Below are 18,825 nucleotides of genomic sequence, written 5' to 3' on the forward strand. Positions count from 1 at the left end.
GGATTAGATGTTCTTCACTTCTAGACCTGCAAGTTGGTGCCAGTAACCGTTACATTGGCGGTCTTGGATCTTGCCTGGGTTGGTGCCTTTCTCGTTTGAGCGGAATTGGTCTAGCTCAGAGAAGGTACTCAGACCGAGCGGGCTTAAACGAACCACGTCAACCAGACCTTCCATACTTGGTAGATCGTTGATCAGGTTGTAGCAGTAACCAGACTGAGTTTGGATGCCGTTTAAGTTAAACACTTCTTGGCCTTCTTGGCTGCTTACTTGAATACCCGTTGGGTACTTAATACAGCAGGTTTCGCAGTCGTCTTTGGCTTTGTTTTCTGCACGAGCGGTAAAGCAGCGCGCCGAGTAAGCCAGAGGCAGATAACCATGGCTGAAGACTTCTACTTCAAACTTATTGCGAATGCCAAGTTCATCACATTGAACCAATGTATTGCTGAGCCATTCACGAGACAACTCCACAGGCATACACCAGCGGATCATGCCTTGTTTCAGGAACAAGTTAAGCGTGTGCGCGTTGTAAGTGTTAACTGCAGGGCCAACGACGAATGGCACTTTGTGCTCAGAAGCCAGTTGAACCGCAGACACATCGTTGGCTTCAATCGCGAAGTCACCGTTGTCGATGTACTTCTTCATGATGTTCACTTCACTTGGCGCTTCTAATAGTGCCATCGTGGAAAGCACGACTTGTTTGCCAGATGCAGACAGCTCTTTCGCGATATCGAACCAATGTGCAGGCTTCATTTCACGACGTTTCGAACATACGGTTTCACCTAGGTAGATGATGTCCGCAGAGCTTGATTTCGCTTGTTCGTAAAACGCTTCAACGTCTTGCTTTGGCCAGAAGTACAACAGTGGACCAAGTGCGTATTTCATTGAGTTATCCATCTTAACCTCTACTGCCATTTACGGTGGTAAGCACCAAGTGTGGTTTGCGTACCTTCAGATACGTTTGCCAACGCTGCATCCCAAGCCGCTTCAACTTGGTAAGCCTCTGGGTTTGCTTGGTAACGATCAATCGCTGCACGCCACGTACGCGTTACTTGTTCTACGTAAGCAGGGCTACGTTGGCGACCTTCAATTTTTACGGAAGCCACATTTGCCGCAAACAGCTCAGGCAACATAGAAAGGGTGTTCAAACTGGTTGGTTCTTCCAGTGCATGGTAGCGTTTTTTCTCGCCTTCAATTTCAGCTTCAAAACGACCTTTACACAAAGTTGGGTAGCCAGCGTTTTCACCGGCGCTGTAGCGATCGATCAGAATATCGTTAAGACGAGATTCCAGACCATTTTCTGTTTCTTGCCAGCGAACGTATTTCGCTGGAGAACACGCACCAACTGTGTTTGGTGATTCGCCAGTCATGTACGAAGACAGGTAGCAACGACCCTCTGACATGATGCATAGGCTACCAAAAGCAAAGACTTCTAGCTCGACATCGCTGGTGATGTTGCGAGAAAGCTGTTTTACCTGATGGATAGACAGTACGCGAGGAAGTACAACGCGTTTTACGTTGAAGTTTTGCTTGTAGAAATCTACCGCTGCAACGTTGGTCGCTGATGCTTGCACAGAAAGGTGCAGTTCGAGTTCTGGGTATTTGCGAGCAGCGTACTCAAGTACCGCAATGTCAGCCACGATAAGCGCGTCCACACCCAAGGCTGCGGCATTGTCGACCGCATTTGTCCAACGCTCGAAACCATTTGGGTGGGCAAACGTGTTTAATGCAACGTGGATCTTTTTGTTGCGGTCATGAACGTATTGCACCGCTTTTTCAAGCTTCTTGCCGTTGAAGTTCAGACCAGCAAAGTGACGAGCGTTGGTATCGTCTTTAAAGCCGATGTATACGGCGTCTGCACCGCAATCAATCGCGGTTTTTAGCGCAGGCAGGTTACCCGCAGGACACAAGAGTTCCATATGCTCACAATCATAGAGAATAAAAAGGTGCCCGCATTTTATGAAGAATTATGAATAGCGAAATTGACCTAAGTTAGGTTTAGCTCAATAAAGTTGAGATTTACCCCTTGAGAGTAAGGGGTAACACTCAGATTTTGTTGCTGTTGAGATCAGTTCTTATGACGGCGGTTTTGCGCAAACAACTCTTCAACCTCGTGTTTAGGTTGAGGACGGTAAAAATGGAAGCCCTGAATCGAGTTACATTGCAGGTTCGAGAGCAGTGTCGCTTGTTGGTGGGTTTCCACACCTTCGGCGACCACGGTCAAATCCAACGATTTACCAAGGTTGATGATGTTCTCAATCACTGTTACTTGTTTCGGCAGCGTATCGATGTCGTTGATAAACGCGCGGTCGATTTTTAGTTCATCGATAGGGAAGCGGGCTAAGTAGGAAAGGGAAGAGTAACCCGTACCGAAGTCATCGATAGACAATGCGAAACCAAGCTTCTTGATCGCATTAAGCATTTGCAGAGTGTGTTCGCTGTCGCTCATTACCGCACTTTCTGTTAGCTCGAAGGTAATGCAGCTTGGGTCAAGTTCGGTGGTACGTAGGAGCTTCTCCATGTAGTCGATCAGCTGTGGGTTCCCAAACTGCTCTGGAGAAAGGTTGATCGCCACGCGGCCCGGTAGAATGCCTTGCAGTTTCCAGCGCTTTACCGTGTTAAACACATCGCGCATTACCACGCGACCAAGGTGTTCAATCAAGCCTGCACGCTCAGCTACAGGGATAAATGCGCCCGGGCTGATGTAACCTTCGACCGGATGCTTCCAACGTACTAGCGCTTCGGCTCCGTTAATGCTGAAGTCACGGGCGTTAACTTTTGGTTGGTACCATACTTCCAACCCGTTTTGCTGTAACGCTTTTTGTAGCTCGATCTCCAACCACAAACGCATACGCGCTTCTTTGTTCATCTGATCGTTAAATTTAATCAGGCGGTTACGACCACGGTCTTTTGCTTCGTACATCGCGGTATCAGCGTTTTGCAGCAGAATGCGCGCATCTTGCCCGTCTTCTGGGTAACGCACACTACCAATAGAACATGCAAGGCGTTTACTGAAATGATGCAGATCGAAAGGTTGGTTGATCAGAGAAATAATGCGCTCAGATAAAATCTCCGCCATACGAGTGTTTTCTGGCTCAGGCAGAATGATGCCAAATTCGTCGCCGCCTAAATGGCCAATAATCGCTTGATTTGGCAAAGAACGTTTTAGACGAGCGGAAACTTCTTGAATCACTTTGTCACCGATGTGATGGCCAAGTGAGTCATTGATATTCTTAAAGTTATCGATGTCGAGGTAGAAAACCAGCAACGGTGTCTGGCTCTTGATGAGTTGCTCTAATCGTTTCGTAAAGCCAAAACGATTGTACAGCTTGGTCAGTGAATCAATGTGCGCGTCTTCATTGGAATTGGAAGAAAGCAGCTTGGGCGCATCGTCGGCATCTTGGATCAAAATGATTTGAGATTCACTACCGAGAATAGCTGTGGTATCGGCATGCAATTGAACTTTACGTTCGAAACCACAACGAGCGCTGGTCAGACACACAAAAGGTTTTTCAGAGAGTAATGTGCTGATGCGATGAGTGAAGACTTTTTTGCTGTTTTCATCAATAAACAGACGAGTCAGTTCTTCTCCGAGTAGCTCATGAGGCGAGTTTAACCCGAGTAAACGTGCGGAGGCTGGATTGGCAGAAATGATGATGTCATCTTCGACCAACAACAAACCGTCGGGCAACAGTTGAGTGAGCTTGGCGAACTTACTTTCGGACTCTTCTAACGAGCGAACCAGAATTTGTTTTTCAGACGTGTCGATGGCATGAAAGACCACAAAGCGAATTTCGTTTTCTTCATGAACGGGAGAAAGGCTGAAGTGAAGACTGGTTTCAAGATCGGTTTCGTCGAGCGTAATTTCCGCTTCAACATGCTCACCTTTGAACGCGCGTTGGTAGTAGGGCGCGAGCTTCTTATAGAACTGCTCTCCCAGTACTTGGCTGTCGTTCAGACCAACGATCTCGTCGTGTCCTAAGCCTGCAATGTCACAATAGCGATCACTCACCATTCGATAATTGTGTTTCTTATCAAGAATGGCAAAAAAGAATGGGCTATTTGAGGTAAGCGTTGCAAACCAATGTTGTAATTGCTGGGAAGGCATTAAGGTGTTACCGATCTCCAATGAGCCTGATTATTCGTCCGTGTAATAAAAACGCTATTTTGATAACTATAACTTTGAACATACCGTTATTAAAGCGTTTATCCACGACTTAGCGTCAATAATACACGTAAGGTCAAAAAAACGACGTTTGAGTGAGTAAACCGCCTACTTCTAAAACAAACAGATTTATTGATACATAACAGGTACAGGTATTACTCTATTGCGTAAGATAGACAACCTTATGACAAAGTAACGGATAATTAGCGTGTTAAACAAGATTCGCAGTCAACTAGTAAAGAACGCAGCATCAATTTTGCGATCTCCAGTCCAGTTATTGCCACAAACTGTTCAGAAAAAAGCCTTGCTAGAAGGTTTAAAAATGGTGTTCAAAGAAGCCCTAGAAGATGGTGATTTTGAGTTCCTTGAAGACAAGTGGCTGAAAGTTGCGATTAAAGACTTGAACTTAGCATGGTACATCAGCTACCAAGATGAAAAATTAGTGGTAGCAGAGAAACCGGTTCAGGAAGATGTGAGTTTTAGTGGTAACCTTAACGACCTAGTACTTATTGCTGGTCGTAAAGAAGACCCTGATACACTGTTCTTCCAACGTCGCCTTTCTATCGAGGGCGATACTGAGCTTGGCTTAGAAGTGAAAAACCTGATGGACAGTGTCGACTTAGAGCAGTTACCAAAAGCGATGCAAGTAGCACTGAACCAACTGGCTGACTTTGTTCAGAAAGGGGTTCAAGCGCCTGCACAAGAAACCGGAGTAGCGAATGCTTATTCGAACTGAAGCCCCTGCGGACATTCTCACCATTGACCGCTTATTAAAACACGCTTTCCCAACAGATGCGGAAGCCAACCTAGTGATGCGTTTACGTGAAAACGGCAAGCTCACTTTGTCTTTGGTAGCCTGTACTGATGAAGGTGAAGTGGTTGGTCATGCGCTGTTTAGCCCTGTGACGTTGAATGGTGAAGATCTGTCTTGGCAAGGTCTTGCGCCTTTGGCTGTGCATGAAGATTACCGCCGCCAAGGTATTGCTGCTGAGCTAATCAAAGAAGGTTTTGATTCGCTACGTGACTTTGGTTACCCAGTATGTGTGGTATTAGGTGAGCCAGATTACTACGCGCGCCAAGGCTTTACCGCTGCTGAAGATATGGGCTTCGACTGTGCATGGGAAGTGCCGCAAGGTGCGTTCCGCGTAGCAGAATTGGTCGAAGGTCAGTGTGACGGACGCTCTGGTCGCATCGATTATTCTCCAGAATTCTCTGAGCTATAATCGCCAATATTGAATGACAAAGCCCGCTGTAAAAAGCGCAATGTAGATCAGATAAGGATCGGTTGACCGATCCTTCTGCTGAGAGATAATCGGAAGCCTGTTTCTAGGCTTCCGATTTTTTATGTCTATCCAAAACTGTTTTGCCGATTTCCTCGAAGAAAATCCTGTTGATGTAGCTCAACTCACCACTTTCTCTGAACATATCCCAGATGAATGGGTTGTTAAGGCAGCTAGTCTTTCTGATAAGGCGACTATTCGCCGACGTCGGCTACCAAGTGACATGGTCTTGTGGTTAATTGTCGGCATGGCCTTCTTCCGTAATGAACCTATTGCCGAAGTTGCACGAAGAATGAATGTCTGTGCGGATGGCTTAGCCGATGAAGAGTTATTAGCAAAAAGTGCTTTAACTCAGGCAAGACAACGTTTAGGTAGAGCTGCACCAGAGTGGTTGTTTAAACAATGTGGGCGGACGTGGGGTCTTGAACGATACCGTGATGATACGTGGCAAGGATTACAAGTTTTTGCTGTAGACGGTGCTCTTTTTCGAACCGCAGATACCCCCGAACTTAGAGAGCACTTTGGCTCGGGTAATACCTCCAGCAACAGACAGACACCGCATCCAGTGCTAAGAGTTGTGACTATCATGAATGTCCGCTCTCATGTCATCGTTGACGCCGCTATAAGCCCCTATCGGCGTGGTGAAATCCCGCTTGCTATGCCCTTCATCGACTCCTTGCCAGATAACTCTGTGACGTTACTGGATAAAGGGTTTTACGGTGCAGACTTACTTCTCTCTCTTCAAAATAGCGGTATCAATAGGCATTGGTTGATACCAGCAAGGAAGGGGCTGAAATACACACTTCTAGATGAAGAAGAAAGTAATGACATGCTCATAGAAATGAAAGTCTCTCCGCAAGCTCGCAAAAAGAACCCTAGCTTACCTGAGAAATGGCAAGTCAGAGCGGTGACCTACGAAGTACAAGGTAAGCAGAAAACCGTTTTTACCTCCCTTCCTAGAACAAACTACGACGCGAAGGCAGTAGCCAAACTCTACCACGAGCGTTGGGAAATCGAATTGGGTTATCGTGATATCAAAAGCTCAATGCAACACAATACCTTAGTATTACGCAGCAAAACAGTAGACCTTGTTTATCAAGAACTCTGGGGGCTGTTGCTTGGTTATAACTTAGTAAGACGTGAAGCGAGTCAGGCCGCGGTTGAGCATGGAAGAATGCCGAATGAAATTAGCTTTAAATATGCTTGTCAGTTTATAGCGAGCCAACTGAAGGTGATGAGTAAAGCGATATCGCCAGGCAATACACCTAAGCGTTTAAAGAGTCTCAGGGGAGATTTATCCATCCTCTTTATAGACAAACGCCCTAAGCCTAATCGGCCTAGGGCGGTAAAAATATCAAAGACCCGATATCCTGTTAATCGCAAAGCAACTCCGCTTAAGTGAACTACATTGCGCTGTAAAAAGCGGGCTTTGTTTTTGAGCTCTTAGTGAGTCGTACGGAGCAAAAGTGGTTTAATCCTGTTCTTGGACGCGTTTTTTGCCCCAAACTTCGATTTTTGCCTTTTTACTCATACCAGCTGCATTCAATGTCATGTTGCCCCAGCTTTTGTATTCCATCTCTAGACGTTTGAACTTCGCATCTTCAGAACCTGGTAGTGTCCAAGCGCGTGTTGACATACCATTCGTTAATGTTCCAACCATGGTTTTAAGTTTTTTCTCGCTGCCATCGGTCATGGTCACTTTCATGTTCTTAATGCTCATGGTGCCTTGAGTGCATTTGATTTTGATTTTGCTGAACTTACGGTTTTTGAACAGACCGTTTGGTTCTACCGTGTCGGTCTCAGTTTGGAAGTTTACGGTTTTCTCGGCGATCAGCTCCCAGCCATCGTTGCTATCCTTAGCGAAAGCGGTAAAGCTGGTGGTGGCGATAAGTAACGTAATAGCGAGTGATTGGAAAAGCTTCATAACACCTCTGACTTTAAATGCGAAATTTTGATAGGATTGCCTCGTTCAAATAGGTGACAAAAGATGTCAATTAACGAGAAACAATATTTACATGAAATGGGGATCAGCACTTGGGAGCTGAGTCACCCAGAAAGGCTGGAAGGCTATCAATCGCCATTATTGGATTTGCAAAGTTCTTGTAAACTCCTATTGGTATCGCCAATGTGTCCAGAAAACGAGACAGCTTTGATGTTTGAGCGCGTATTAAAAAGCATTAAGCTCACGCTCGACGACGCACTGCACCTAGAGCCTGAGCGTTTATCCATGTTGGGTGAACATCAACTAGAGTGGGTGTGGTTCGCAGGTTGTGAGGCAGACGCTAGCATCAATGCCAAGCAACTGACTTCACCGCTATTACAAGATATTGATGGCAATAACGAACAACGCCGCGCATTGTGGCAACAAATCTGTTCGTACTCTTAACGGAGCGACCGCGTGACAATTGAAATTACGCCGATGCGTGCTGAGCACCTCGACCAAGTTTGGCAAATCGAACAACAAGCGCATTCTCATCCCTGGGCAGAATCTTTAGTTCGTGACTTATCCAGTCGCGGCGCTTGTCATCATGTGATGCTTGAAGGCGCTCAAGTGGTTGGTTACTTCTATGGACAGAATATTGTCGGAGAAGTGACGCTATTGAATATTGCCATATCGCCTTCTCAACAGGGCAAAGGGTTAGGGCAAAAATTACTGGATGTATTCATCGAGCATTGTGAACAAGCCAAAGCTGAGAGTGCTTGGTTGGAAGTGCGTGAAAGTAACCATCCCGCTATCCATATTTATGAACAAGCGGGTTTCAATGAAGTGGATCGTCGTTACAACTATTACCCAGCGAAAACCGGTAATGGTAAGGAAGACGCCATTATTATGAGCTATCTGTTCTTTAACGAATAAAGTGCTCTGTAGCCAACAAAGTGCATCGCTCTCAAGACACTAAGCCAAATCAACAAGCCTCGGAATTTCCGAGGCTTTTTACTTTCTCCCATCTGAAAACATGGCTTTCTCTCTTCCGAATTCATTCTTTTGACATATTTGTTGAGCTTATTTTTGTTCGCTTTATTACCATACAAGTTATAAGTTTATAAATTATATGAAACAAGATCTGAACAGGAGGAAGGATTTACGATGCCGTATCCGCAAAAATTCGACACTCCTGTCGCTCAATTGTTCGATGAGCAAAGCAGGGGAACCGTTCTTAAAGTTTTAATGTTGGTCACCTTGGCAACGTTTGTGCCACTTGGTATCAAGAATCTAATTATCGGGGAGACTTTCCTTGGTGTTGTTCTGCTTACCTTCCAACTCAGCTTTATTATTGAACTGGCGGCGCTCTTTATTCTGGGAGAAAGCAAGATAGGCTATCGCATTCCATTGTTTTTGCTCTGGTTGTCGGTGGTTCTGAGTGTGCACATCTTTGGCATCATTGCGACGTATTGGGTGTTCCCTGTGATTGTGGCGCTGGTATTTATTATTCCGACTAAAGATGCCTTGGTCACTAATGGTTGGATCATTGTTGGTTGTACGATTTCTGCTTGGCACCAACTTGAATGGAACGTGACTTTGCGTTTTGTTCTTGCTGTGATTTGCTGCGCGATCGTCGCGCATGTCGCCGTGCATAAAATCCTAGAGCTGCAAGATAAATTGACGTTCCTGTCTACACGGGACTCCATGACCGGAGCGCTGAATCGTGGGCAACTAGAAGCGTTTTTACATCGAGCATTGGATGACAAACGACTAGGGAAAGCGTCGACGATCGCCGTGATCGACATCGATCACTTTAAGCAGGTCAATGATTTGTACGGGCATGATGTTGGCGACGAGGTGATCAACCAAACCGTAACCATTCTTAATGACTATTCGCGCGAGTACGATTTAGTATTTCGCTTAGGCGGGGATGAATTTCTACTCCTGTTTGAAGGACTTTCTGAGCAAACGGCGCACTTTATGATGAGCAGCATCAGCGATAAGGTTCGTTCAAAGCACTTTGCACGCCATGCACATGTCTCGTTAAGCGTAGGTGTGGCGGAGTGTTTATTGGAAGGCGACACGCCCGATCTGTGGTTGAAACGTGCGGATATTGCTTTGTACGATGCAAAGCAAAATGGACGTGACCAAGTTGTGGTGGCTTCAACGACCACTGTTGAGCCAGAAGTGTTGGATTGGCAAGATGAAGTTCAGCAAGGTCACTTCCTTTAAACATGCTAGGAAAGTTGCCCCTAAAGCAATAATAAGCGAGAATACCGCGCAATATTGAATCGAATAAAGCTTGTTTGAATTTCGAACAAGACATCAGACATCAAAGAAGACCAGTTTCATGTCAAATACACCTTTTCTAGGCGAAGTTTCTAAGCGCAGAACGTTCGCTATTATTTCTCACCCGGATGCGGGTAAAACCACCATTACTGAAAAAGTACTGTTATTCGGAAACGCGATCCAAAAAGCAGGTACGGTTAAAGGTCGTGGTAACGCACAGCACGCAAAATCAGACTGGATGGAAATGGAAAAGGAACGTGGTATCTCGGTTACTACTTCTGTAATGCAGTTCCCTTACAACAATTGTCTGGTAAACCTACTTGATACTCCTGGACACGAAGACTTCTCGGAAGATACTTACCGTACTTTAACGGCAGTTGACTCATGTCTGATGGTTATCGATGCGGCGAAAGGTGTCGAGGATCGTACTCGTAAGCTGATGGAAGTAACGCGTCTGCGTGACACGCCAATCGTAACCTTCATGAACAAACTTGACCGTGACGTTCGTGACCCAATGGAAGTGTTGGACGAAGTAGAAAACGAGTTGGGCATGATGTGTGCGCCAATCACATGGCCGATCGGTTGTGGTAAAGAGTTTAAAGGTGTTTACCACATCCACCGCGACGAAACGATTCTATACGAATCAGGCCACGGTCATGAGATCCAAGAAGTACGCATCATCAAAGGTCTAGACAACCCAGAACTTGATGAGAAAGTAGGTGAGAGCCTAGCAGCAAGCGTTCGTGAAGAGCTTGAACTTGTGATGGGTGCTTGCCCTGAATTTGATCATGACGCTTTCCTTACTGGTGAACTAACCCCAGTTTACTTCGGTACTGCATTGGGTAACTTTGGTGTTGACCACATGCTAGACGGTCTGACTGAGTGGGCGCCAGCGCCGAAAACTCGTCAAGCGGTTGAGCGTGATGTTGAAGCGACAGAAGACAAGTTCTCAGGCTTCGTATTTAAGATCCAAGCAAACATGGATCCAAAACACCGTGACCGTATCGCATTCATGCGTATCGTATCGGGTACTTACACACAAGGCATGAAGATGAACCACGTTCGTCTTGGCAAGCAAGTAAGTATCTCAGATGCGGTTACCTTTATGGCGGGTGACCGTTCTCGTGCAGAACACGCTTACGCGGGTGACATCATTGGTCTACACAACCACGGTACTATCCAAATTGGTGATACCTTCACTCAAGGTGAAGCGCTGAAGTTCTCGGGTATTCCAAACTTCGCTCCGGAACTGTTCCGTCGTATTCGTCTAAAAGATCCATTGAAGCAGAAACAGCTACTGAAAGGTCTGGTTCAGCTTTCTGAAGAAGGTGCGGTACAGGTATTCCGTCCACTGCAAAACAACGATCTGATCGTTGGTGCGGTTGGTGTGCTTCAGTTTGATGTGGTTGTGGCTCGCTTGAAGTCAGAATACAACGTTGAAGCGATCTACGAAGGCGTTAACGTAGCAACAGCGCGTTGGGTTGAGTGTGGCGATGCGAAGAAACTGGATGAGTTCCAACGTAAGAACCAAACTAACCTAGCACTGGATGGTGGTGATAACCTAACGTACATCGCGCCAACTATGGTTAACCTAAACCTAGCGCAAGAGCGTTTCCCAGATATCGATTTCCGTGCGACTCGTGAGCACTAATCGAATCTAACTCGCTTTATATCGCGCACTAGATCATAAGCCGCCGTTAGCTATACACTTAGCTAACGGCGGTTTTTTATTTGGTGAAACTCGGTTTTTGTTTGTTAAACAGAAGAGGTTGCAATGAACTGGTTTAAGAAAGGACTCAAGCGTTACGACGATTGGTGTAAAGAGATGGGGCTGACGCCTGATCAAAAGCGCAGTTGTGTGCCGTATAAACAAGACCCAGTTCATGAAGACGAGCCTGCTAAAAAAGCAGAGCAAGAGAAACCAAACAATGAAGCTGTTTGATACCCACTGCCATTTTGACTTCGATGTCTTCCAGGATGACTTTGCACATCAAGTTGAGCTTGCGCGTGACCAAGGAGTAGAGCGTATCTTGATTCCTTCTGTCGGGCCGAGTAACTGGGCTCGTATTCAAGCGCTGGCCAATCAATACTCTCACCTTTATTACGCGCTGGGCTTTCATCCCTATTTTCTGCAACCAGAGTTTGAGCAGTTTTCTCCCGAGCTGGAATCATTACTTTCCTCGTCCAAGCGACAATGCGTTGCGATAGGAGAGTGCGGTTTGGACTTCGCAATAGATGTGCCTGTCGAACTTCAAGAGCAGGCACTTGAGTTGCAATTCGAACTGGCAAGACGGTTCGATCTGCCTGTTATTTTACACAGCCGAAAAGCACACAATCGTCTCATCCAACTAGTCAAAGCTGCCAAGCTTCCTAAAGGTGGCGTATTGCACGCATTCTCTGGCAGTTATCAGCAAGCAATGGAATGGATTCGATTAGGTTTTCTTATCGGAGTTGGGGGCACAATTACCTACCCACGTGCGAATAAAACTCGCGACGCGATTCAAAGAATATCACTTGAGAATATCGTTTTAGAAACGGACGCTCCGGATATGCCTATAATTGGCTATCAGGGCGAGCCTAATCACCCTTCAAAACTGATTCATGTATTGAATGAGCTGGCTGTGTTGCGCACAGAAAGTAAGCAATCGATTGCCTCTCAGCTATGGGAAAATAGCAATTCGGCCTTCTTTATATGTGAATAAAATCTAAAGATGGTGTTTAAAAGCGAAAACGTTTTCCTGCTTATTGTGAGATAACTCACAAACGGGAGTGAATCAATGATGAATCTTATAAGAAAGTGTGAGGGTGGCATTACTTTAATTGATTCTGCATGAGTATAATTGCCCCCGCTTTATAGCTCCATTTTGTAACACGCCAATAAATAACTTATAAGGAAGTCATAAACTATGAGCCTGTTTATGAGCCTAGTCGGTATGGTAGTGCTTCTTGCTATTGCATTTGCATTCTCATCTAACCGCAAAGCTATCAACTTTAGAACTGTGGGTGGCGCATTTGCTATCCAATTCATCCTTGGTGCATTTGTTCTTTACGTACCTTGGGGCCGTGATCTACTAAACGGTTTCTCTACTGGTGTTTCTAACGTTATCAACTACGGTAACGATGGTTCATCTTTCCTATTCGGTGGTCTTGTTTCTGACAAGATGTTCGAAGTATTCGGCGGCGGCGGCTTCATCTTCGCATTCCGCGTTCTTCCTACACTGATCTTCTTCTCTGCACTGATTTCAGTTCTTTACTACATTGGCGTAATGCAGTGGGTTATCAAGATTCTTGGTGGTGCACTACAAAAAGCGCTTGGCACTTCTCGTGCGGAATCAATGTCTGCAGCTGCTAACATTTTCGTAGGTCAAACTGAAGCTCCTCTAGTTGTTCGTCCATTCGTACCAAAAATGACTCAATCTGAGCTATTCGCGGTAATGTGTGGTGGTCTAGCATCTGTAGCTGGTGGTGTACTAGCAGGTTACGCTTCAATGGGCGTTCCTCTAGAGTACCTAGTAGCAGCATCATTCATGGCAGCACCAGGTGGTCTACTATTCGCTAAGATTCTTCACCCAGAGACTGACCAGCCTCACGAAGACATCGAAGAAGCAATGGACGGTGGCGACGACAAACCAGCTAACGTAATCGACGCAGCAGCGGGCGGTGCGGCTTCTGGTCTACAACTTGCACTAAACGTTGGTGCAATGCTAATCGCGTTCGTAGGTCTTATTGCTCTTGTTAACGGTATGCTAGGTGGCATCGGTGGTTGGTTCGGTATGCCTGAACTAACACTAGAACTAATCCTAGGTTACGCGTTCTCTCCACTAGCATTCCTAATCGGTGTTCCATGGGACGAAGCAGTTGTTGCTGGTTCATTCATCGGTCAGAAACTAGTAATCAACGAATTCGTTGCATACTTGAACTTCACACCTTACCTAGGTGAAGGCGCTCAAGTTGTTGCGGCAACTGGTGAAGTAATGTCTGAGAAGACTACAGCTATCATCTCATTCGCACTATGTGGTTTCGCGAACCTTTCTTCTATCGCGATTCTACTTGGTGGTCTAGGTAGCCTTGCACCAAACCGTCGTTCAGATATCGCTCGCATGGGTATTAAAGCAGTTCTTGCTGGTACGTTGTCTAACCTAATGGCAGCGACTATTGCAGGCTTCTGCCTTAGCCTTGCAGCACTTTAATTAGAATCGGTTCTTAATATATAGACGCCGTTTTAAATCATGCCCTGTAGCAAGAGATTGCTGCGGGGCATTTTTCGTTTTTCGGGCCTAAAAAATTAACCGCACGTAGGTCTACGTGAGTAGCTTACGCAGTCGGTGGAATAGGGGCTGGGAAATTTTGAGATACAAACCGTTTGCGCTCTATTTGGTGCTACAGTTTTGCGGTGAAACTCTATAATGTAGTAATCACGAATTCGTGGTTATGATGACCACTTAATCACAGAGTGAATACTACATACTCGATGGGCAAATGAATTGCCCTGCAATATCAAATCTCACAAGCGTTTTATTGTTTGATGTGATATTAAAGACACCGCAATCATAGATTGTTGTGCCATAGGCCAAACTGGTACTGTGCGGTGACAAGGATAGCAATTGGTATATGATTTTTCGCAGTATATGCCGAGTCTTCAGGGAACCAAGTCCGTTCATTAATAGACTGCTTAGCTAAAATCTCACGCTGTCTCTACTTGTTGATTATAGTTAGAGAAGCGATGTGAAGCTGAGTAGTGAATTTTTTGAATATTGATCGGAGATAGAAATGAGCGATTTAAAAGCAGCAGCGCTACGTGCACTGAAACTTATGGACCTTACTACGCTAAATGATGATGACACTGATGCAAAAGTGATCTCACTGTGTCATGACGCGAAATCAGCAGTAGGCAACACAGCTGCAATCTGTATTTACCCTCGCTTTATTCCTATTGCTAAGAAGACACTTCGTGAGCAAGGTACGCCAGAAGTTCGTATCGCAACGGTAACGAACTTCCCACACGGTAACGACGATATTGAAATCGCAGTTGCTGAAACAAAAGCGGCGGTTGCTTACGGTGCAGACGAAGTAGACGTAGTTTTCCCATACCGCGCTCTAATGGCGGGTGATGAGAAAGTTGGCTTCGAACTAGTTAAGCAATGTAAAGAAGCTTGTGGTGACATTCTTCTTAAAGTAATCATCGAAACAGGTGAACTTAAAGAAGAAGCACTAATCAAGAAAGCATCTCAAATCTGTATCGAAGCAGGTGCTGACTTCATTAAAACTTCAACTGGTAAAGTACCAGTAAACGCAACACCAGAATACGCTCGCATGATGCTTGAAGTTATTCGTGACATGGGTGTTGCAGAATCTGTTGGTTTCAAACCAGCAGGTGGTGTGCGTACTGCTGAAGATGCAGCGGCATACCTAGCAATGGCTGACGAAATCCTAGGTGACAACTGGGTTGATGCTCGTCACTACCGTTTCGGTGCGTCTAGCCTGCTAACAAGCCTACTAAATACATTAGAAGTATCGGACGAAGTCGCTGATCCAACAGCGTACTAATTCCAACAATACGTCTGAACGGTAGCACCAGCTTTGGTGCTACCAAACCTCTTCTATCCTACTTATACCATGGCTCAAAATGAGCTTGGGAGGCACTAATGTATTTACCACAAGAAATTATCCGTAAAAAACGTGACGGCGAAGTTCTAACAGCCGACGAAATCAACTTCTTTATTCAAGGCGTAGCAAACAACAGTGTGTCTGAAGGTCAGATTGCTGCATTTGCTATGACAATCTTCTTCAATGAAATGACGATGCCAGAACGTATCGCACTAACCTGTGCAATGCGTGATTCAGGTATGGTTATCGATTGGAGCCACATGAACTTTGGTGGTCCAATTGTCGATAAACACTCTACAGGTGGTGTAGGTGACGTGACTTCTCTAATGCTTGGCCCAATGGTGGCAGCATGTGGTGGTTTCGTACCTATGATCTCTGGTCGTGGTCTTGGCCACACTGGCGGTACGCTGGATAAGCTTGAGTCTATTCCGGGCTACAACATCACTCCGACAAACGACGTATTTGGTCAAGTAACCAAAGACGCAGGAGTGGCGATCATCGGTCAAACTGGTGACCTAGCGCCAGCGGATAAGCGCGTTTACGCGACTCGCGATATCACAGCGACAGTAGATAACATTTCACTGATCACGGCGTCGATTTTATCGAAGAAGCTTGCTGCAGGTCTTGAATCTCTAGTAATGGACGTAAAAGTAGGTTCTGGCGCATTCATGCCAACTTACGAAGCGTCTGAAGAACTAGCAAAATCAATCGTTGCGGTAGCAAACGGTGCAGGCACTAAGACAACCGCTATCCTAACGGATATGAACCAAGTATTGGCATCTTCTGCGGGTAACGCAGTGGAAGTACGCGAAGCGGTTCGTTTCCTAACAGGTGAATACCGTAACCCTCGTCTACTTGAAGTAACCATGGCTTCATGTGCTGAAATGTTAGTACTTGGCAAACTGGCTGAGAACACAGAAGACGCGCGAGCGAAACTGATGGAAGCGCTAGATAACGGTAAAGCGGCTGAGTGCTTCGGTAAGATGGTTGCTGGTCTAGGTGGTCCTGCGGACTTCGTAGAAAACTACGATAATTACCTAGAGAAAGCGGAAATCATCAAACCAGTATACGCTACAGAAACGGGCGTTGTATCTGCGATGGATACTCGCGCTATCGGTATGGCTGTGGTTTCAATGGGCGGCGGTCGTCGCGTTGCGACAGATGAAATCGACTACGCGGTTGGTTTCGATAACTTCATCCGTCTTGGTGAAGTAGCTGATAGCGACAAACCTCTTGCGGTTATCCACGCTCGTACTGAAGAGCAGTGGGAAGAAGCAGCAAAAGCACTTCGCAGTGCAATCACTGTAGGTGGTGAGTACACACCAACTCCAGAGGTTTACCGTCAAATCCGTGCAGAAGATCTTTAATCGAATAAGTAATTACACAAGGCCTACTCAACCATAATAAGAAGCCGAGTGGGCCTAAGGAACGAGCAATGAAAAGAGCATTTATTTTAGTACTAGACTCATTCGGCATCGGCGCAGCTGCAGATGCAGAGCAATTTGGTGATGTAGGTTCAGACACATTAGGTCATATCGCTGACCAGTGTGAGCAAGGCTTAGCGGATAACGATCAGCGTAAAGGCGCACTTCGTCTTCCAAACCTATCTAAGCTTGGTCTGGCAATGGCACATAAAGAGTCAACAGGTCGCTTCGCACCTGGCCTAGACGCAGACGCTGAAATCATCGGTGCATACGGTCATGCTGCAGAGCTTTCTTCAGGTAAAGACACACCGTCTGGTCACTGGGAAATCGCAGGTGTGCCTGTTCTGTTTGATTGGGGTTACTTCACTGACAAAGCAAACAGCTTCCCGAAAGAACTGACTGACCGCATTCTTGAGCGTGCAGGTCTTGACGGTTTCCTAGGTAACTGCCACGCATCTGGTACTCAAGTTCTTGACGATCTTGGTGAAGAGCACATGAAGACTGGCAAACCAATCTTCTACACGTCTGCTGACTCTGTATTCCAAATCGCATGTCACGAAGAGACTTTCGGTCTAGATCGTCTACTAGAGCTTTGCCAAATCGCACGTGAAGAGCTAGAAGATTACAACATTGGTCGTGTTATCGCGCGTCCATTCGTCGGTGCTGGTAAAGGTCAATTTGAGCGTACGGGTAACCGTCGTGACCTTTCTGTTGAGCCACCATCAGCAACGGTTCTACAGAAACTTGTTGAAGAGAAGCAAGGCAACGTGGTTTCTATCGGTAAGATTGCTGATATCTACGCAAACTGCGGTATCACTAAGAAAGTGAAAGCGACAGGTATCCCTGCATTGTTCGAAGCAACGCTAGAGCAAATCAAAGAAGCGGGCGACAACACCATCGTATTCACTAACTTTGTAGATTTCGACTCAGCTTACGGTCACCGTCGTGACGTAGCGGGCTACGCAGCGGCACTTGAGTACTTCGATGGTCGCATCAACGAAGTGCTGGATATTATGGAAGAAGACGATGTGCTTATCCTAACGGCAGACCACGGCTGTGACCCAACATGGCCAGGTACAGACCACACTCGTGAGCACATCCCAGTGATTGTTTACGGTAAGAAAGTACCAGCAGGTTCACTAGGCCGTCGCGATAGCTTTGCAGACATCGGTCAAACATTGGCGACTTACTTCGGTACTTCTCCAATGGATTACGGTAAGAACTTCCTATAATTAGATAGGTTTTTGAAAACTAGGAGCTTGATTGCTCCTAGTTTTATGTTCGCAGCATGAAAATGTTGCTTGTCGGAAATGAGAATATTCTAGCTTAAGCCGCCGATAGCAGTGCGGATCGCTAGAGACAGGTTAAGGAAAAGAAACATGGCAACTCCACATATCAACGCAGAAATGGGTGCTTTCGCAGACGTCGTTCTAATGCCGGGTGACCCGCTACGTGCAAAATACATCGCAGAGACTTTCCTTGAAGATGTAGTTCAAGTGTGTGACGTTCGTAATATGTTTGGTTACACAGGCACTTACAAAGGTCGTAAGATTTCAGTAATGGGCCACGGTATGGGTATCCCATCTTGTTCAATCTACGTGACTGAACTGATCAAAGACTTCGGCGTGAAGAAAGTGATCCGTGTAGGTAGCTGTGGTGCTGTGAACGAGGACATCAAAGTACGTGATGTTGTTATCGGTATGGGCGCATGTACAGACTCTAAAGTGAACCGCATTCGCTTCAAAGGTCATGACTTTGCCGCTATCGCTGACTACAAAATGGTTCGCGCAGCAGAAGAAGCAGCAAAAGCTCGCGGCGTAGACGTGAAAGTAGGTAACCTATTCTCTGCTGAGTTGTTCTACACACCAGATCCAGAAATGTTCGACGTAATGGACAAGTACGGTATTGTGGGTGTTGAAATGGAAGCAGCTGGTATCTACGGCGTTGCAGCAGAGTACGGCGCGAAAGCTCTGACTATCTGTACTGTTTCTGACCACATCAAAACTGGCGAGCAAACGACATCTGAAGAACGTCAAACTACGTTCAACGACATGATGTTAATCGCACTAGATTCAGTATTGCTAGGTGACGAAGAATAAGGACGAACAGTCTTCTATTCTTTTGCCTATCAGCATAAAA

General features: G+C 45.9%; 18 protein-coding genes. 14 read left to right on the forward strand and 4 right to left on the reverse strand.

Going from position 1 to position 18,825, the window contains the following annotated elements:
• Nucleotides 1-3: 3 nt before the first annotated feature.
• From KJB05_RS03905 to KJB05_RS03915, 3 genes are all read right to left on the reverse strand, one after another.
• Nucleotides 4-882: a U32 family peptidase gene (locus KJB05_RS03905; protein WP_009707523.1), complete on the reverse strand. Its 879-nt coding sequence runs from the start codon at nucleotides 880-882 to the stop codon at nucleotides 4-6.
• A 20-nt stretch (nucleotides 883-902) separates the two neighbouring features.
• The gene (locus KJB05_RS03910) at nucleotides 903-1,916 is read right to left on the reverse strand and encodes a U32 family peptidase (RefSeq protein WP_005431919.1); all 1,014 of its coding nucleotides are present in this window, start codon (nucleotides 1,914-1,916) and stop codon (nucleotides 903-905) included.
• 149 nt (nucleotides 1,917-2,065) lie between these two features.
• Entirely contained in the window at nucleotides 2,066-4,105 is a 2,040-nt protein-coding gene (locus KJB05_RS03915) for an EAL domain-containing protein (protein ID WP_208446465.1), read from the reverse strand.
• Between the two features lie 265 nt (nucleotides 4,106-4,370).
• Between KJB05_RS03915 and KJB05_RS03920 the strand changes: the two genes are divergently transcribed.
• The 3 genes from KJB05_RS03920 to KJB05_RS03930 all read left to right on the forward strand — a co-directional run bounded on the left by KJB05_RS03920 (nucleotide 4,371) and on the right by KJB05_RS03930 (nucleotide 6,844).
• Nucleotides 4,371-4,898, forward strand: coding sequence for an SCP2 domain-containing protein (locus KJB05_RS03920; protein WP_005431915.1), 528 nt, complete (start codon nucleotides 4,371-4,373; stop codon nucleotides 4,896-4,898).
• Complete coding sequence (locus tag KJB05_RS03925) at nucleotides 4,882-5,385, forward strand: N-acetyltransferase (protein WP_009707522.1); 504 nt, start codon at nucleotides 4,882-4,884, stop codon at nucleotides 5,383-5,385. Before KJB05_RS03920 ends, KJB05_RS03925 begins: the two co-directional genes overlap by 17 nt.
• 121 nt (nucleotides 5,386-5,506) lie before the next feature.
• On the forward strand, nucleotides 5,507-6,844 hold the full coding sequence (locus KJB05_RS03930; protein ID WP_213053074.1) for an IS4 family transposase: 1,338 nt from the start codon (nucleotides 5,507-5,509) through the stop codon (nucleotides 6,842-6,844).
• A 69-nt stretch (nucleotides 6,845-6,913) separates the two neighbouring features.
• Here the strand turns inward: KJB05_RS03930 and KJB05_RS03935 are convergent, their stop codons facing one another.
• Nucleotides 6,914-7,366, reverse strand: a complete 453-nt coding sequence (locus KJB05_RS03935; RefSeq protein WP_005439486.1) for a hypothetical protein — start codon at nucleotides 7,364-7,366, stop codon at nucleotides 6,914-6,916.
• Between the two features lie 63 nt (nucleotides 7,367-7,429).
• On the opposite strand from KJB05_RS03935, the gene KJB05_RS03940 reads away from it, so the two are divergent.
• The 11 genes from KJB05_RS03940 to deoD all read left to right on the forward strand — a co-directional run bounded on the left by KJB05_RS03940 (nucleotide 7,430) and on the right by deoD (nucleotide 18,785).
• Complete coding sequence (locus tag KJB05_RS03940; protein ID WP_005431900.1) at nucleotides 7,430-7,828, forward strand: DNA polymerase III subunit psi; 399 nt, start codon at nucleotides 7,430-7,432, stop codon at nucleotides 7,826-7,828.
• 12 nt (nucleotides 7,829-7,840) lie between these two features.
• Entirely contained in the window at nucleotides 7,841-8,299 is a 459-nt protein-coding gene (gene rimI / locus KJB05_RS03945) for a ribosomal protein S18-alanine N-acetyltransferase (RefSeq protein ID WP_208444495.1), read from the forward strand.
• A gap of 231 nt (nucleotides 8,300-8,530) precedes the next feature.
• Nucleotides 8,531-9,598 carry a GGDEF domain-containing protein gene (locus KJB05_RS03950; protein WP_132697897.1) on the forward strand — a complete coding sequence of 356 codons (1,068 nt, stop codon included), beginning with the start codon at nucleotides 8,531-8,533 and terminating at the stop codon, nucleotides 9,596-9,598.
• Nucleotides 9,599-9,716: 118 nt separating this feature from the next.
• Nucleotides 9,717-11,306, forward strand: coding sequence for a peptide chain release factor 3 (gene prfC, locus KJB05_RS03955; RefSeq protein ID WP_005439503.1), 1,590 nt, complete (start codon nucleotides 9,717-9,719; stop codon nucleotides 11,304-11,306).
• Nucleotides 11,307-11,429: 123 nt separating this feature from the next.
• Nucleotides 11,430-11,597, forward strand: a complete 168-nt coding sequence (locus KJB05_RS03960; RefSeq protein ID WP_020193895.1) for a DUF5363 family protein — start codon at nucleotides 11,430-11,432, stop codon at nucleotides 11,595-11,597.
• Nucleotides 11,584-12,357 (forward strand): TatD family hydrolase, encoded by a 774-nt coding sequence (locus KJB05_RS03965; RefSeq protein WP_208444496.1) that lies wholly within the window; start codon nucleotides 11,584-11,586, stop codon nucleotides 12,355-12,357. The genes KJB05_RS03960 and KJB05_RS03965 overlap by 14 nt, the downstream gene beginning before the upstream one ends.
• Nucleotides 12,358-12,561: 204 nt before the next feature.
• Nucleotides 12,562-13,845 (forward strand): NupC/NupG family nucleoside CNT transporter, encoded by a 1,284-nt coding sequence (locus KJB05_RS03970; RefSeq protein ID WP_005439507.1) that lies wholly within the window; start codon nucleotides 12,562-12,564, stop codon nucleotides 13,843-13,845.
• 580 nt (nucleotides 13,846-14,425) lie between these two features.
• Complete coding sequence (gene deoC, locus KJB05_RS03975) at nucleotides 14,426-15,202, forward strand: deoxyribose-phosphate aldolase (RefSeq protein WP_038894261.1); 777 nt, start codon at nucleotides 14,426-14,428, stop codon at nucleotides 15,200-15,202.
• A gap of 98 nt (nucleotides 15,203-15,300) precedes the next feature.
• The gene (gene deoA, locus KJB05_RS03980; RefSeq protein WP_005449121.1) at nucleotides 15,301-16,629 is read left to right on the forward strand and encodes a thymidine phosphorylase; all 1,329 of its coding nucleotides are present in this window, start codon (nucleotides 15,301-15,303) and stop codon (nucleotides 16,627-16,629) included.
• A 68-nt stretch (nucleotides 16,630-16,697) separates the two neighbouring features.
• Complete coding sequence (locus KJB05_RS03985; RefSeq protein WP_009707516.1) at nucleotides 16,698-17,918, forward strand: phosphopentomutase; 1,221 nt, start codon at nucleotides 16,698-16,700, stop codon at nucleotides 17,916-17,918.
• A gap of 147 nt (nucleotides 17,919-18,065) precedes the next feature.
• A complete protein-coding gene (deoD, locus tag KJB05_RS03990) occupies nucleotides 18,066-18,785 on the forward strand; it encodes a purine-nucleoside phosphorylase (protein WP_005439515.1) in 720 nt (239 codons plus the stop codon).
• Nucleotides 18,786-18,825: the final 40 nt, after the last annotated feature.

Source organism: Vibrio sp. B1ASS3, assembly GCF_905175355.1.
GTDB lineage: Bacteria > Pseudomonadota > Gammaproteobacteria > Enterobacterales > Vibrionaceae > Vibrio > Vibrio owensii.